The organism is Streptomyces sp. NBC_01314, assembly GCF_041435215.1.
Taxonomy (GTDB): Bacteria; Actinomycetota; Actinomycetes; order Streptomycetales; family Streptomycetaceae; genus Streptomyces.
The window spans coordinates 9,703,886-9,718,103 of sequence record NZ_CP108394.1 but is presented as its reverse complement, the minus strand read 5'-3'; the positions used below and the strand labels follow the sequence as shown (position 1 = coordinate 9,718,103).

Annotated in this window: 13 protein-coding genes and 2 pseudogenes; 5 read left to right on the top strand and 10 right to left on the bottom strand. The window is 69.9% G+C overall.

The window, feature by feature from the left end:
* Both OG622_RS42810 and OG622_RS42805 read right to left on the bottom strand, forming a co-directional pair.
* The gene (locus OG622_RS42810) at nt 1-525 is read right to left on the bottom strand and encodes a phage tail protein (RefSeq protein ID WP_067023001.1); all 525 of its coding nucleotides are present in this window, start codon (nt 523-525) and stop codon (nt 1-3) included.
* 34 nt (nt 526-559) lie between these two features.
* Entirely contained in the window at nt 560-2,425 is a 1,866-nt protein-coding gene (locus OG622_RS42805; protein WP_371582229.1) for a phage tail sheath family protein, read from the bottom strand.
* A gap of 612 nt (nt 2,426-3,037) precedes the next feature.
* On the opposite strand from OG622_RS42805, the gene OG622_RS42800 reads away from it, so the two are divergent.
* Nucleotides 3,038-3,784 (top strand): transposase, encoded by a 747-nt coding sequence (locus OG622_RS42800; protein WP_371582227.1) that lies wholly within the window; start codon nt 3,038-3,040, stop codon nt 3,782-3,784.
* Nucleotides 3,785-3,894: 110 nt separating this feature from the next.
* Nucleotides 3,895-4,032 (top strand): annotated as a pseudogene (locus OG622_RS42795) (IS3 family transposase); the annotation flags it as partial.
* A 136-nt stretch (nt 4,033-4,168) separates the two neighbouring features.
* On the opposite strand, the gene OG622_RS42790 reads toward OG622_RS42795, so the two are convergent.
* Complete coding sequence (locus tag OG622_RS42790) at nt 4,169-4,357, bottom strand: hypothetical protein (protein ID WP_371582225.1); 189 nt, start codon at nt 4,355-4,357, stop codon at nt 4,169-4,171.
* Between the two features lie 34 nt (nt 4,358-4,391).
* Between OG622_RS42790 and OG622_RS42785 the strand changes: the two genes are divergently transcribed.
* Complete coding sequence (locus tag OG622_RS42785) at nt 4,392-5,024, top strand: TetR family transcriptional regulator (RefSeq protein WP_371582223.1); 633 nt, start codon at nt 4,392-4,394, stop codon at nt 5,022-5,024.
* The gene (locus OG622_RS42780) at nt 5,021-6,343 is read left to right on the top strand and encodes an FAD-binding oxidoreductase (RefSeq protein WP_371582222.1); all 1,323 of its coding nucleotides are present in this window, start codon (nt 5,021-5,023) and stop codon (nt 6,341-6,343) included. Before OG622_RS42785 ends, OG622_RS42780 begins: the two co-directional genes overlap by 4 nt.
* A 29-nt stretch (nt 6,344-6,372) precedes the next feature.
* Here OG622_RS42780 and OG622_RS42775 read toward each other — a convergent pair whose 3' ends face one another.
* The gene (locus OG622_RS42775) at nt 6,373-7,044 is read right to left on the bottom strand and encodes an FMN-dependent NADH-azoreductase (protein ID WP_371582221.1); all 672 of its coding nucleotides are present in this window, start codon (nt 7,042-7,044) and stop codon (nt 6,373-6,375) included.
* Nucleotides 7,045-7,161: 117 nt separating this feature from the next.
* On the opposite strand from OG622_RS42775, the gene OG622_RS42770 reads away from it, so the two are divergent.
* Nucleotides 7,162-8,229 carry a LysR family transcriptional regulator gene (locus OG622_RS42770; RefSeq protein ID WP_371582219.1) on the top strand — a complete coding sequence of 356 codons (1,068 nt, stop codon included), beginning with the start codon at nt 7,162-7,164 and terminating at the stop codon, nt 8,227-8,229.
* Nucleotides 8,230-8,261: 32 nt separating this feature from the next.
* Here the strand turns inward: OG622_RS42770 and pheA are convergent, their stop codons facing one another.
* The 6 genes and pseudogenes from pheA to OG622_RS42740 all read right to left on the bottom strand — a co-directional run.
* The gene (gene pheA, locus OG622_RS42765) at nt 8,262-9,113 is read right to left on the bottom strand and encodes a prephenate dehydratase (protein ID WP_371582218.1); all 852 of its coding nucleotides are present in this window, start codon (nt 9,111-9,113) and stop codon (nt 8,262-8,264) included.
* Nucleotides 9,114-9,122: 9 nt separating this feature from the next.
* Complete coding sequence (locus OG622_RS42760; RefSeq protein ID WP_371582217.1) at nt 9,123-9,554, bottom strand: nuclear transport factor 2 family protein; 432 nt, start codon at nt 9,552-9,554, stop codon at nt 9,123-9,125.
* Between the two features lie 17 nt (nt 9,555-9,571).
* On the bottom strand, nt 9,572-10,495 hold the full coding sequence (locus tag OG622_RS42755; protein ID WP_371582216.1) for an NAD-dependent epimerase/dehydratase family protein: 924 nt from the start codon (nt 10,493-10,495) through the stop codon (nt 9,572-9,574).
* Nucleotides 10,496-10,538: 43 nt separating this feature from the next.
* Nucleotides 10,539-12,425 carry an alpha/beta fold hydrolase gene (locus tag OG622_RS42750; protein WP_371584401.1) on the bottom strand — a complete coding sequence of 629 codons (1,887 nt, stop codon included), beginning with the start codon at nt 12,423-12,425 and terminating at the stop codon, nt 10,539-10,541.
* A gap of 71 nt (nt 12,426-12,496) precedes the next feature.
* Entirely contained in the window at nt 12,497-13,294 is a 798-nt protein-coding gene (locus OG622_RS42745) for an AMP-binding protein (RefSeq protein WP_371582215.1), read from the bottom strand.
* Nucleotides 13,295-13,947: 653 nt separating this feature from the next.
* Nucleotides 13,948-14,178: pseudogene (locus OG622_RS42740) on the bottom strand (hypothetical protein); the annotation flags it as partial.
* Nucleotides 14,179-14,218: the final 40 nt, after the last annotated feature.

Below are 14,218 nucleotides of genomic sequence, written 5' to 3'. Positions count from 1 at the left end.
TCAAGCTGGGTTGAGGAACGAGGGCTCCTCCGGCTCCGGCACCTCGTAGTCCCGCTCCCAGCCCTCGCACTCGAGCTTCAGCGACTGGATGGCCACCGCGTTGGCGTTGGCGTCCAGTTCGCCGAGGACCTGGTACTCACTGGGCCAGGTCCGGTACAGCTTGTGCGAGACGGCGACCTGGCCGGCCTCGTTGAGGACCTGGATGACGATGTCCTTGCGGAAGTCCGCGAGGGACACCTCGGAGCCGAGGCCCGCGCCGACCTGCCAGACCTTGTTGGCCCAGCGGTCGAACTCGGGATCGTGGGTGACCCCCCGCTCCAGGGTGATGCCCTCGAACTCGGAGCGTCCGGGGGACTTGCGCGGAGACGACGGGTCGCCTCCGTGCCGGTGCTTGACCACTTCCGTCGTCCGCTTCAGCGGACTGACCTTGCTGATGCCCGCGACCGTACGCCCGTCCCACAGGACCAGGAACTTGAAGTTCTTGTACGGGTCGAAGCGATGGGCGTTGACCGTGAACTCTGCCATCGGATTCCTTCAGCTCTCCAAGATTCCCGGACGCCTAGAGCGCGAACTGCCCGGACGTCTGCTGGATTTTGACGATCACGAACTCCGCCGGCCGGACCGGTGCGAAGCCGACGAGGACGTTGACGATGCCGTTCTCGATGTCCTCGGCGGTCGTCGTGTCGCTGTCGCACTTGACGAAGTACGCCTCGCGCGGGGTGCCGCCCTTGAAAGCGCCCTGCCGGAAGAGGGTGTGCAGGTACGAGGAGGCGGCGAGCCGGATCTGCTGCCACAGGTTCTCGTCGTTGGGCTCGAACACGACCCACTGCAGGCCGCGTTGGAGGCTCTCCTCCACATGCAGCGCGAGCCGTCGCACCGGCACGTACTTCCACTCGCTGTCGAGGGCGTCGGAGCCCTCCAGCGTGCGTGCGCCCCAGACGACCGGGCCGGTCACGGGGAAAGTGCGCAGGCAGTTGACGCCGAGCGGGTTGAGCAGGCCGGTCTCGCGGTCGGTGAGGCTGACCGTGAGCGAGTGCACGCCCGCGAGCCGCGCCTCGGTGCCGGCCGGCGCCTTCCATACGCCGCGCTCGGAGTCCGTACGGGCGATGACGCCCGCGACTGCGCCGGACGGCGGGAAGGAACGTAGCCGGCCGGTGAGCGGGTCGGTGAGCTGGAGGTGCGGGAAGTACAGGCCGGCGTGGTTGCCGCGGACCGCGTCGAAGGCGGCGAGCCCGGCGCGGGCCGTGTCGACGCTGACCCAGGTGCTGGGCGCGTCGACCAGCAGGAAGATCCGCCGCTCCGCGCACAGCCGCTGGGCGGCCGAGACGACGGTGAGCAGGTCCTCGGTCTTCTCGTACGCCGCGAGCTCGGGCAGCGCCAACAGGTTGACGTCGGCGACACCGCGCAGCGCCTGGATGCCGGTCTTGCCGGCCTCGGAGCCGATCAGGTCACGCGGACCGGGCGCCTCACCGTCCTCGCCGCCCGCCAGCGGGAACACCGGCGGGTTGACGGAGGCCTCCAGGCCCAGGTCGTTGGCGCACTGGCCGAGGAAGCGGACGACGTCCTCGGGGTCGGTGGAGCCGGCGACGACCTGGATGCGCCGGCCGAAGGCGGTGACCTCGGCGCCCGCGAAGGCGTGCTTGCCCGGCGCGTCGGGCAGGGCGCGCAGCTTGCGCTCCAGGAGCAGCGCCAACTCGGCGACGTTACACGGGGCTTCGCCGTCGCAGTCGCTGTCATAGAGCGTGAACTCGCGCTCCACCTGACCGATCTTGACGGTCAGGTCGACGGCCAGGTCGGGCAGTTCATCGCCGAACGGCTTGGAGACGGTGCCGGACGGGTCGGGGCGGCCCTCGCCGACGACCTCGACGCGGATCAGCCGGGAGCCCGCGTTGATCACGGTCTGCGCGTAGCGGCCGTGCGAGGTGTCCATGGACAGGCCGGTGAAGTTCTCCCGGGCTTCGCCCTTGGCGTCGTAGACGCGCAGGTTGAAGGTTCCTTCGGGGTTCGGTGTGTCGTGGTCGACGGCGACGCGCAGGCCGTTGCCCCATACGCCGGGTTCCTTGGCGTGCACCTCGAGGGCGCCGCTCTCGCTGTGGCCCTCGGTGGACTCCAGGGTGGCGCAGGCGGCCTTACCGCTGCCGGCCTTGGCGACACGGACGATCACCGCGACGGTGCCGCCGTTGCCGAAGAACTGGTGGACCGCGTAGCCGACGGCGCTCTGCGCGCTCAGGCCGCCGAAGCGGCGTTCGAACTCCGTGAAGCTGGTGACACGCACCGGCTCGTTCAGCGGACCCCGCCGGGTGTGACCCACAAAGGCGGTCACGGATGTGGTCAGGGTCGAGATCGTGCGGGTGCTGCTGGGAAGCTCTTCGACGTAGACGCCGGGATACGTCGGCTTGGTGGCGCTCACCGCGCTCATCGGCATTCCCCCTCCTTATCCCTGTCTCGGGCACCGGGATGAAGGCATCAAGAGATGGCGGGGGGAGACACTCCAGTAGCGGTGCGCGGACAGGCCACACGCGTCGGTCGACGGCGGCCGTGCGCACCGCATCAAGTCCCCCGTCATCACCCGGGGCTGTTCGGTCGCCCGGGTCAAGCAGCGCGCTTGTGACTCCTGATGCTCAAGTGCTCAACCCACCTTGATGTGTTGGCAGTTGACGCAACAAGGTACGTTCAGGCCACCCGGGGAGGGGGTTTGGTGAGAACGCCCTCGCGGCATCCGCACACCCCACCTGCGCGCCCCGGCCGGGTGGTTCACATGTTCTCCACAGGGGGTGCCGTCGCCAGGGGCTCACCGGCCCCGGCCCGCAACGGAGGACTCTTATCCCCATGGGGCGACCGGTCGCCCGTCCGCGCGATCTCCGCGAGTCGCACACAACCCCTCATGGCTGGTTTCACGGGGGTGACGTGATCATGCCGTCACTCGTGGCCAGGTGCTGGCGGGTGGGGTTGCCCGGCAGTGGCCCGCTGACGGTGATCCGGCGTTCGCAGGCGGCTCGTTCCAGGTGGACCAGGGAGGTCTGGCCGCCGTCGACAGGTGCTCGGCGGGCAGCAGTCCGCGACGCTCCGGTCGGGTGTGGATGCCGGGCAGGGCCTGGGCGTCGTTGGTGGCTGCCGGGGTGGTGGCCACGAAACCGTGATCACGTTGACGCTGTCGGAGGCACACGTCTCGGTGACATGCTCACCCGTGGCTCAGTCACCCGCACTTCCCCCGGCCTCCCGGGACGACCGGCACGCTGCCCCAGCCGCGCGACGCCGACACCGCATCCTGGCCCTGCTCCAGGAATACCTCACGCGTCTTTGGCAGCCCCGTGAAATCGCCGCCCACTTCGGCGACATCCCCCTGGAGACCATGTACAGACAACTGAATCGGTGGGCCGCCAGCCGACTCACTTGGATCTTGATGGTCCAGGAGAACGAAGTCCCCGTGGGGATGAAGCACTATCCCGCCGAGTTCAAGGCGGACGCGGTCGCGTTGTACCGGTCGAGGCCGGGAGCGACGGTCAAGTCGGTCGCTGCTGATCTCGGGGTGAACACCGAGACGCCGCGGAACTGGATCCGGGCCGCCGGCGGACGCCGCCCTGGCGCCCGCTCCGCACCACTGTCCGCTGCGCAGGCGGCCGGTAGCGACGTTCAAGCGGAGTTGGCCGTTGCCCGGAAGAAGATTCGCGCGCTGGACGAGGAACGCGACATCCTGCGCAAGGCGGCCCGGTATTTCGCGACGGAGACGCGCTGGAGAACCGCTGCCAGTTCGTTGACGACCACCAGCGCCGGTTCGGCGTGAAGCGGCTGTGCGACATCCTTGGGGTCTCCCGCTCGAGCTTCTAATACTGGCGCCGCACCACGGCCGCAAGGGCGGCCCGGCAGACCGTTGAAGCCGGGCTCGCAGCCCGGATACGCAAGGTCCATCAGGACTCCGACGGCACCTACGGCGCCCCCAGGATCACCGCCGAACTCCGCGACGAGGGGATACGGATCAAGCACAAACGCGTCGCGAGGATCATGCGGACCATCGGGCTCGAGGGAGTCCGTCTGCGCCGCCGGCACCGCACCACCGTCGGGGGGCCTTGCCCCTCCACTCCCACCAGGGCACCTAACCGAGGAAGCTCAACCGGACCAGACGGTCCGTGTTCTTGGTGTTCGTGCGCCCACGACCAGGGCCTCCAGGCTAGCGGCGGCGCGTGCCGAGCCCGCCGCGCCGCGCTCGGGCTGGGTCAGGAGCCGGATTCAGGTCGGAGACGTCGACGACCCGCAGGTGCAGGGGCCCGGGACCGGCGTCGGCCACGTGGTCGGCGAGGTCGTGCGGCCGGGCCTCGCTGCGGCCGGCCGCGACCACGGTGGCGCCCGGGGCGGCCATCGCCGACACTAATGACCAGATGTACATTAAGGGAGTGAGCAGCGAACCTCCCAGTGCCCCTGCCGTCGTCAGGAAACGCGTCCGCGCCCCCGAGGTCCACCGCGAGGCGATTCTGGAGGCGGCGCGGGCCGCGTTCGCCGAGCGGGGCTACACCCGTGCCACCATCCGGGAGATCGCGGGGCGGGCCGGTGTCACCCACGGTCTGGTCATGCGGCACTTCGGCTCGAAGGAGCAGCTGTTCCTCGCGGCCGTGCCCGGACCCCGCGACCTGCCCGAACTGCTGCCCGGCCCGCCAGAGACCATGCCGGACCGGATCGCACGGGCCTTCGTCGAGCGCATGGAACACGCCGACGGCAACGACCCGTTCCTCGCGCTGATCCGCAGCGCCGCTTCCGACGAGCAGGCCGCGACCGACCTGTACGCGGCGATGCGGCGCAGCAGCATGGAGGCGTACCGCACGGTGCTCAGCGGGCCCGACGCGGACGAGCGCGTCGATCTGCTCGCCTCCCAGCTCATCGGCGTCATCTTCAGCCGCTACGTGCTGCGCGGTGGCCCGGTGGCCGAGATGCCGCCGGACCGGCTCGTGGCGTACCTGACGCGCACTCTCCGGTGCCTCCTTGAGCCCCTCGATCCTCCCGAGTCCTCCGAAGGGACCTCCCCGTCTTGACGGAACAGAGCCTCACCCACGTCGCGTTACCCGCGTCCCTCACCGGCCGGACGGTCCTCCCGTCCGACGCCCGCTACGAGCGGGTGCGCCACGGATACGTGCACCGGGGCGCCCCGGCCACGGTGATCTTCCCCGAGAGCGTGGAGGAGACGGCCGTGGCACTGGCGTACGCCCGCACCAGGGGCACAGTGGTGTCCGTGCGCAGCGGCGGGCACGGCATCAGCGGACGGTCGACCAACGACGGCGGTGTCGTCGTCGACGTCTCCCGCCTCGACCACGTCGCGGTGCTGGACCGGACGCGACGCCGGGTCCGGATCGGAGCGGGCGCCCGCTGGGGGAGAGTCGCGCAGCTCCTCGCCCCGCACGGGCTCGCCATCAGCTCCGGAGACACCGGCGACGTGGGCGTGGGCGGGCTGGTCACCGCGGGCGGCATGGGCTGGTTCGCGCGGCGGGACGGGCTGACCATCGACCATGTGACGGCCGTCGAAATCATCCTGGCCGACGGCACGTGCGTCCGCGCCGACGCGGAGCACCACCCCGACCTGTTCTGGGCGGTCCGGGGCGCGGGCGGCAACTTCGGCGTCGTCACGGCGGTGGAGTTGGAGGCGTCCGAGACAGGCGACGTCGTCTTCGCCAACCTGGTCTTCGACGCGCGGGAAACCGCGTCGCTCGTCGAGGAGTGGGGAGCCGTCCTCGAGGCCGCGCCCCGCGAGCTCACGAGCTTCCTCACCCTCATGCCCGCCGCACCAGGCCGCCCGGCCATGGCCCACGTCGCCGCGGTCTACGCCGGAGACCGCCCGGACGCCGCCCAGCGGGTGTTGACTCCCCTCCTGGGCCTGGGCCCGCTGCTGCGCCAGGAGGCGGTGCTCGCCCCGTACCCGGCGCTGGTGCCGGTCGGTGGCGCCCCGCACCGAGGTCAGGGCCTGGGCGCCACCCGCTCCGGACTGCTCGACCGCCTCTCCACGCACACCGCCCGCTCCCTCGCGGACGCGCTGGCATCGGGGCAGGTACTGATGGGGCAGTTCCGTTCGGTGGGCGGCGCGGTCAACGACGTCAGTCCCTCGGCCACCGCCTACGCCCACCGCACCCAGAACTTCCAACTGCTCTCCGCGACCGTGCCCGAACGGGAGCGCTCCCTCGACGCCCACTGGGCACGGCTCGCCCCGGAGGTGAACGGCGTGTACCTCAGCTTCGACACCCGCCGTTCCCCCGAGGCCCTCGCCGAGGCGTTCCCCGAGCCGGCCCTGACCCGGCTGCGCGCACTCAAGGCCCGGTACGACCCGGACAACGTGTTCGACCGCAACTTCCCGCTGCGGTGAGAGCGGTTTCCGGGGACGTACGGGGGCTGTCAGGCCTCGCCGTGGGTGCGGGCGCCGTCGATCGCCGCCTGGTACGACGTGGCCGCCATCTCCTTGAACTGCTGGAGCCGCGGCACGTGCGCCGACTTGGTCAGCTCCGCATGCAGGAACGTGAGGTCGGAGGCGAGACCCACCATGCTGAGCGCCGCCTTCAGGTACGGCTCCTGGTGGTCGAAGTCGTGGCGGGGCGTGCCCGGCCCGTAGGCGCCGCCGCGCGCGGAGGCCACCACGACCCTCTTGCCGGAGAGCGGGCCCTGGCCGGTGGCCGGGTCGGCGATCAGTGGCGCGATCAGGACGCGGTCGAACCACGCCTTGAACGTGGACGGCACCGAGAAGTTGTACATCGGCACGCCGAGCAGGATGGTGTCGGCCGCGAGGAGTTCCTCGATCAGCGGCCAGGTCACCGCCCAGCTCGCCTCCTCCTCGGGCGTGCGCGTCGCCGCGCGGGCCACCGCGAAGTCGCGTATGCCTTCCGTCTCCAAGCGGTGCATGACCTCGATCTGCGCGTGGTCGACATGCGGTACGGGGTCGGCGGCCAGGTCACGGTAGACGTAACGGCCGTCGGGGTTGGCCTTGCGCCAGGTCTCCGCGAACTCGCCCGAGATCTGGCGGGAGACCGAGCCCCGGCGGGGGCTGGAGTCGAGATGGAGCAGTGTGGGCATGGCGGAAGTCCCTTGTCCGGTGGGCGCGTTGGAGGAGTCGATCTCCATTGAAGTCGCCGCCAGGACCGTTGTCCCGTAATTTGGCGTGATACTTCTTAACCAGAAGCGTTAGCGAGGATGACGGTGCTGGACGTACGGAAACTGGTGCTGCTGCGCGAGGTGGGGGCCCGGGGCTCGATCGCCGCGGCCGCGCAGGCACTCAACTACACGCGCTCCGCGGTCTCCCAGCAGCTGTCAGCACTGGAGTCGGAGACCGGCACCGCGCTGCTGGACCGTGGCAGCAAACGGGCCGAGCTGACCGCCGCCGGACGACTGCTGGTGGCGCACACCGAGCGTGTCCTCGCCCAACTCGAGGCTGCGGAGGCACAGTTACTTGCCCGGGACGGCAAGGTCACCGGTGAGCTGCGGGTGGGCGTACCGCTCCACGAAGGGCCGGCCCTGCTGGTGCCGGCGTTGAACCGGTTGCGCGCACGTCATCCGGAACTGCGCATCACCTTGCACGGCGTCGACCCCGACGAGGGCCGGCAGACGGTCCGGCTCGGGCGGCTCGACGCCGTCCTGGCCTCCGGCTACCCGCAGGTGCCCGAGCCACGGGTGCCGGGGCTGTACGAGGAGGAGGTGATCAGTGACCGCATCCGCCTGGCCATCGCGCCCGGTCACCCGCTCGCCCGGAGCGAGGAGCCGCGTGCACTCGCCGAGTTCGCGGAGCAGCCGTGGCTGCTGGACCGGACGTCCAGGCTCGGACAGCTGGTCCTGCACCTGTGCGCCGACGCCGGTTTCGCCCCCGACATCGTCTCCGACATCGGGGACATGCAGGCCGTGTTCGGGCTGGTCTCGCTGGACTGGGGCGTCGCGCTCGTCCCCGACCTGGTGCCCGACCGGCCGGGGCATCCGGTTGCCCGCATCGCTCTGAAGGGGATCCGGCCGATCCGCCGGATCACCCTCGTGGTGCGCGAGGGCGCCCTGGACAGCCCGCCGGTGGCGGCGCTGCTGCCGGCCGTACGGGAGGCGGCCGACGAACTGCGTCGATCCTCGGCAGGCCAGATCCACCACCCCACGACAGACGAACTCCGCGCCCTGGGGGCCGGCGAGCTCTGCCGAGGCGAGGCCGGCGGCACCCCCGGCCCGCAGCCGACGAGCCGCGTCGGCCGACGGCCGAGGAAACCTCTACCGCCCACGGAGTGACGGTTTCGTCAGCCGCCGACGGGCCGCGGGCGTCAGCCGGCTGCGGCGGACCAGCGTGGATAGCTGCCCAGGAAGCGCACCTCCAGGCCCCGGGCCTCGACGGCAGCCATGGCCAGGCGCAGCGGGCGGGTGTCGATGTGGGCGTCGACGTCGAGGAACAGGTGGTAGCTGCCGAGCGCCCGACCCGTCGGCCAGGACTGGATCCAGGACAGGGCGATGCCGCGGGTGCGGAACTCGTTGAGTACGTCGGGGACGAGGTCCGGGCCCCCGGTGCCCAATGACACCAGCAGGGAAGTGCGTTCGCGTGCGGTCCGGGCCGGGTGGGACCAGCGGGGGGCCACCGACACGAACCGGGTCACGGCACCCGCCTCCCGGCCGAGGCCCGTGGCGAGGATCCGCAGCCCGTACAGGCCGGCGGCCGGCGCGGCCGCGATCGCCGCGTGGCCGGGGAGGCCCGCCTCCGCGACCTCCCGGGCGGCCGCGGCGGTGGAGGCGGCGGTCCGGGTGCGGGCCCCGGGCAGCCGGGTGCGCAGCCAGTCCTCGCACTGGCCCAGCGCGTGCGGGTGGCTGTGCACGACGGTCACCTCCTCCACGTCGCCCTCGGAGGCCATCAGCACGAAGGACACCGGCACCTCGACCTCGGCGTTGATGTGCATCTTCGCCGAGGCCAGCTGGTCCATGGTGGCGGGTACGACGCCGCGCACCGAGTTCTCCAGCGGCACCACCGCCGCGTCGCACTCACCCCGGAAGGCCGCGTCCAGCGCCGCGGCCACGCTCGGGAACGGGCGCTGCGCCGGTTCCCGGTCCGGAGGGACCGCCGGCAGCAGCCGGCGCAGCGCGGTCTGCGTGAAAGTTCCCTCCGGACCCAGATAGGCGTACGTCATCGTCGCCCGTCAGCTCTCGATCACACGGTGGAACGCGACGGTGTCAAAAATGTCCTCCATGCGGACGACCCGCCCGTCGCGCAGGACCCAGGAGTGCACGAACGGCTGCGTCTCCGTGTGGCCGCTCAGGGAGGTGATGTCCCGGCGGCCGAAGACGACCACCCGCTCGCCCTCCCGGATGAACTCGCCCGGGTGCAGCCGCATGCCGCCGAGGACGGTGGGCACATGCGCGAGGAACTCCTTGACACCGGCGTGCCCGTACTTGGTTCCGCCGAGGCCGTACTTGTCCATCCCCTCGGGGTGCACCCACTCGATGTCCGGATCGAAGGCTGCCAGGAGCGCGCCCACGTCGCGGGCCACGAAGGAGGCGTAGGCGGCGTGGATCGGTGCCAGCGGATCCGTGCTGTCCGTGCTGTCCGTACCGCCGCTGCTGTCGGTCATGACGGGAACCGCTCCTCTCACTTCTTGAGGTGGTCGGGGTGCAGGGCCGCGAGGGTGCTCCGGATGCCCTCGCGCCACGGCACCTTGCACGGCCCGGTGAGCGAGCGGCGCAGCGTCGGGTCGAACTGGTAGGTCTCGCGGGTGACTTCGCTCGGTACGAGGTTCGCCTCGACCCCGGTGAGCTCCTCCAGGTAGCGGACGCAGTCGGTGATGCCGACGGACTCGTCGCCGCCCCAATTGGTCAGGGTCACCGGGACGCTCGCCGCGCTCCACAGGTGCGGTACCTGCTCGACGAGGTCGTCGATGTACAGCAGCGAGGTCCAGTTCTGGCCCTCCACCGGGACCGGGATCGGCTCGCCCGCGAGCATGCGCTTGAAGTAGAGCATCGGCACACCGCCGTAACCGGCCGGCCCATAGGCGATGTTGAGGCGGGCGATGACGGTCGGCAGGCCGAGGGTCTGCGCGAACGCCCGGACCGTGCCCTCGGCCGCGATCTTGACCACGGGGTAGGCGGGCAGCCAGTCGGCCTTGCCGTCCAACGGGTCGGTCTCGGTGTACTTGTGGTCGAGGGTCTGGCGGGCGTACAGGGCGCCGGTGGATACGTACAGGAACGACTCCGCCGTACGGCAGTGGGTCATCAGGCGCCCCGCGGCGACCGAGTTGGCCTCGACGGCCGCGTTGAAGTCGCCGTCCTCGCCGCGGTTCACCGCGGAGTGGAAGACGTGGGTGAAGTCTTCCGGCAGGCCCTTGAGGGAGCCGGCGCCGGTGTCGTCCATGTCCCAGCGGAAGGTGCGGATGCCGTGGCGGGTCAGCTTCTCTTCGGCCCCGGGGGCGCCGAAGCGCCCCAGCGCCCACACCTCGTTGCCGTCGGCCAGCGCCTCGGCGACCGGTCCCGCCACCAGTCCTGTGGCACCGGTCACCAGGATCTTCTTGCGGTTCACGTACTGCCCCTCCTCGGGGTCGGGGGTCGGGGATCGGTGGGATTCAGACGTCGCCGAGGGTGCGGTCGAGTTCCTTGCGCAGGATCGACTGGAAGGACGCCACGTGGGTCGGGCCCATCAGCGTGTAGTGCTCGCCGGGTACGTCGATGTAGTGGTTCTCGCCGGTGGCGTGTTCGTCCCAGCGGCGCAGCTCGTTGTTGAGCCAGTCCTCCTTGGTACCGCGCAGCGGGATGGCGTAGAAGACGCTCATCGAGCGGACTCTGCCGACGGGCGAGTAGCCGCGTCCGAGGTTCGTGAGGCCGTCCGCGAGTTCCGCCCATGCCTTGAACCTCTCGAAGGTGAGGTCGAGTTCGGCGAGGCGGCCCTCAGGCGCATGGTCGATGAAGTACGCGAGCTGCTCGTCCTTGGACAACGACCGCAGCTGTGCGGGCAGTTCGAGGGACTGCTTCTTGTCGATCAGCTCCAGGAAGAACGCCAGGTTGGCGGCAGTCTCGACGAAGTCCAGCTCGTTCATGCGGTACTTGATGTGCGGCGGCAGGTTGAAGCTGCCGACGAAGTCGACGCGCTCGCCCTGGGCTTCGAGCACCTTGGCTATCTCGAAGGCGACCGCGCCGCCGTACGAGTACCCCGCGACGGCGTACGGGCCGTGCGGCTGGCGGGAGCGGATGGCTCTGACGTACGTGTCGACCATCTCGGCGAAGCTCTCGAAGGGCCTCTCGCCAGGGTTGAAGCCACGGGCACGCAGTGCGTAGAACGGCCGTTCGCCCACGAAGTACTTGGCGAGGTTGACGAAGACGAGGACCTCGCCGACGCCCGGATGGACGCAGAACAACGGGGTCTTGTCACCGGTGATCTGCATCGGCACGATCGGGTCGTATTCCCCCTCGCCATCCGCGGCCCCGTCGAGGTGAGCGGCCAGGGCACGCACGGTGGGGGCCCGCAGCACGGTGATGATCTGCAGGCCGTCCGCGCCGAGGCGCTGGGCGACCAGGGAACGCAGACGCAGGATGTCGAGTGAGGTGCCACCCAGGTCGAAGAAGTTGGCGGTGACACTCATCCGGTCGGGGTCGGTGTCGAACATCTCGGCGTAGATGCCGACGAGGACTTTCTCCGTGTCGCCCTTGGGCGCGGTATAGCCGCCGAGTCGACGCAGAAGCAGGTCGTCGACGACGCCCTTCACCTCGTCGTACGCCCCTGCCTCCAGCCGCTTGCGCATCAGCGCGCGCTGGATCTTGCCGAGGCTCGTCTTGGGGAAGGCGTCCTTCGGCAGCGGCAGGATGAGTGCGGGCCGGAAACCCCAGTGCATGACGACGCTGCTGCGCACCGCGCTCAGCACCCGGTACAGGGCGAGCTCGTCGCCGTCGGCGCACTCCGGATGGAAGGCGACCACGAGTTGCTCGGTGTCGCTGCCGGGGGCGCGGGTGGGGAAGGCGGCGACAAACGAGGGGGCTACGTCGTCGAGGCCTTCGAGCAGTGTCTCGATGTCGTGGCTGAAGTAGTTGACGCCATTGACGATGACGCTGTCCTTGGTGCGCCCGACGAGGGTGAGCCGACCGTCGTCGATCCTGCCGAGGTCACCGCTGCGAAACCAGCCGTCCGGGGTGAAGGCGTCCCGTGTGGCCAGCTCGTTGTTGTAGTAACCAGCCGTGATCATCGGGCCGTTGAGCTGGAGCTCGCCCACCCCGCCCTCAGGCAGTTCGCGGTGCGTCTCGTCGGCGATGCGGATGCGCAGCCCCTCGACGGGCCGTCCCAGGTTGGCGAACTCCTGCCCCTGGTCGGCGGCCGGGAAATCGACGGAGTAGATGCTGCCGGCGCAGGTCTCCGACATGCCGAATGCGGGCCACAGGGCGTCAGCACGCAACCCGTACGAGGCGAAGCGGCTGAGGAAGGTCTCGCCGGTGGTGCGGACGACGGCCTCGCCGCCACTGATGACGTGCCGTAACCGCGACAGGTCGATCTCGTCGCCGTTCTCCTCGTCGAGCCGGTCGGCCTGCGGGTTGATCAGCCCAACAGGAAGTTGGGGGTGAAGGTCATGGTGACGCCGAAGCCGGAGATGATCCGCAGGAAGTTCAGCGGCTCCTGGAGCACTACGGGCGCTTCGACGTGCAGTTGGGTGCTGCCCGCGTACAGGGGCAGCAGGTGGCATTCGAGGAGGGCGGCGACATGGTCGAAGGAGACCCAGTTGAGGCTGATGTCCTGGGCAGTCAGCCCGTGGTAGCCGTTCTTGGCGGCCATGGAGGCGAGCAGGTTGGCGTGGCTGAGCATCACGGCCTTGGAACTGCCGGTGGAGCCGGACGTCAGCACGAGGACGGCGTCGTCCTTGGGATCGGCCTCGTGGAAGGAGTCCGCGGGGTGCTCGGCGCGCAGATCCTCCAACGGGACGACGGACAGGCCCTTGGCACGCGGGAGTTCGGCGGCGAGGGTGGCACTGGTGACGATCAGCGGATGTCCGAGGAGGGTGTCGACGTGCGTCAGCTGGGCCGCCCACCGCTCCGGGTCCCCGCCCAGGGCGGCCATCGGGCAGGGCACGAACCCGCCGAGCTGGCAGGCCCAGAACGCGGCGAGGAACTCCTGCGGTTTCTCCAGGAGCAGGACGACCTTGTCCCTTGGCGCGAGGCCGCGTTCCCGAAGGCCGGTGAGGACCGAGCGGGCCTCGTCGAGGAGGCCGGAATAGCCTTGCAAGGGTGCGTCCTGGTCGTCCGCGCCCCGCGGGTAGCGCAACCCGGACTCCATGTGGTCCCGGGCGGCGTCGCACAACAGGTCCACGATGGTCCGCGTCCTCGTCACGGCTGTGGTCATGCGGGATGCCTTCTTCCTCTTCGTCGGCCGTCGTGCCCGGGATCGCCGGAACGGCATGCCGAACGGTGTACGGAAAGTCGTTCGGACGTGCTGGTGAGTCACGCACGGCCGCGCACGGATGAGGCGGCGGCGAGAGCGGCCGGGAAAGCAGGGAGGCGGCGCGGCGGGCGCGGCCCTCGCCAGAGAGCAAATAAACGGAAGGGTCAGATCCGATTTTCGCCGGCTGATTGGGCAAGCACCTGTTCATGACCCCCCGCCGGCCAGGCCAGTCCCCGGAGCCACGACATCGGGGCTCCGAATGCGCGCCAAGAATAAGAACCGACGGTCGGGCTTGTCAAAGAGCTAAAGAGGAAGCAGAAAGTGCCGGAAAAAGGGAAAAAAGCCCGCCAAACCTCACTGAACGTGAGGGAGAACACACTGGCCGGACGGAGTTCTGCGGAAAATCAACAAAGGAGTCCCATTTCCGACCTGCGCGTCATCGATCCAGGAAACTTGCCCGTCACATTGCGACTTCCGGATGCACCACAAAATAGCCCTGTGACGTTTTTCCTGACGGAGGGCGTAAGCAATCGAGACATGTATCGAAAGGGGCAGCGCGACATCCAGATCCTCCCCTTCCGAGCGTGTGTGACGGACCCTCCGGGCTTCGACGGCTACGCCTGCGCCTGCGCCTGCGCTTGCGCTTGCGCTTGCGCTTGCGCTTGCGAGGAGATCAGCTCCAGGTGGCCCAGGTCGTGCAGGTCGTGCAGGTCGAGGATCTGGAGGCAGAGGCGCCGGGAGCCGGCCTCGGCGTAGCGGCCAGTCGTCCCGACGACCTCGGCGGAGGATCCGGCCAGGCCGTTGGACCTCAGCTCGTCGGCCTCGCGGCCGATCCCGGCGGGTCGGTTGAGCTACCCCGAGTTCCGCAGAGTCCGCCGGTCACGG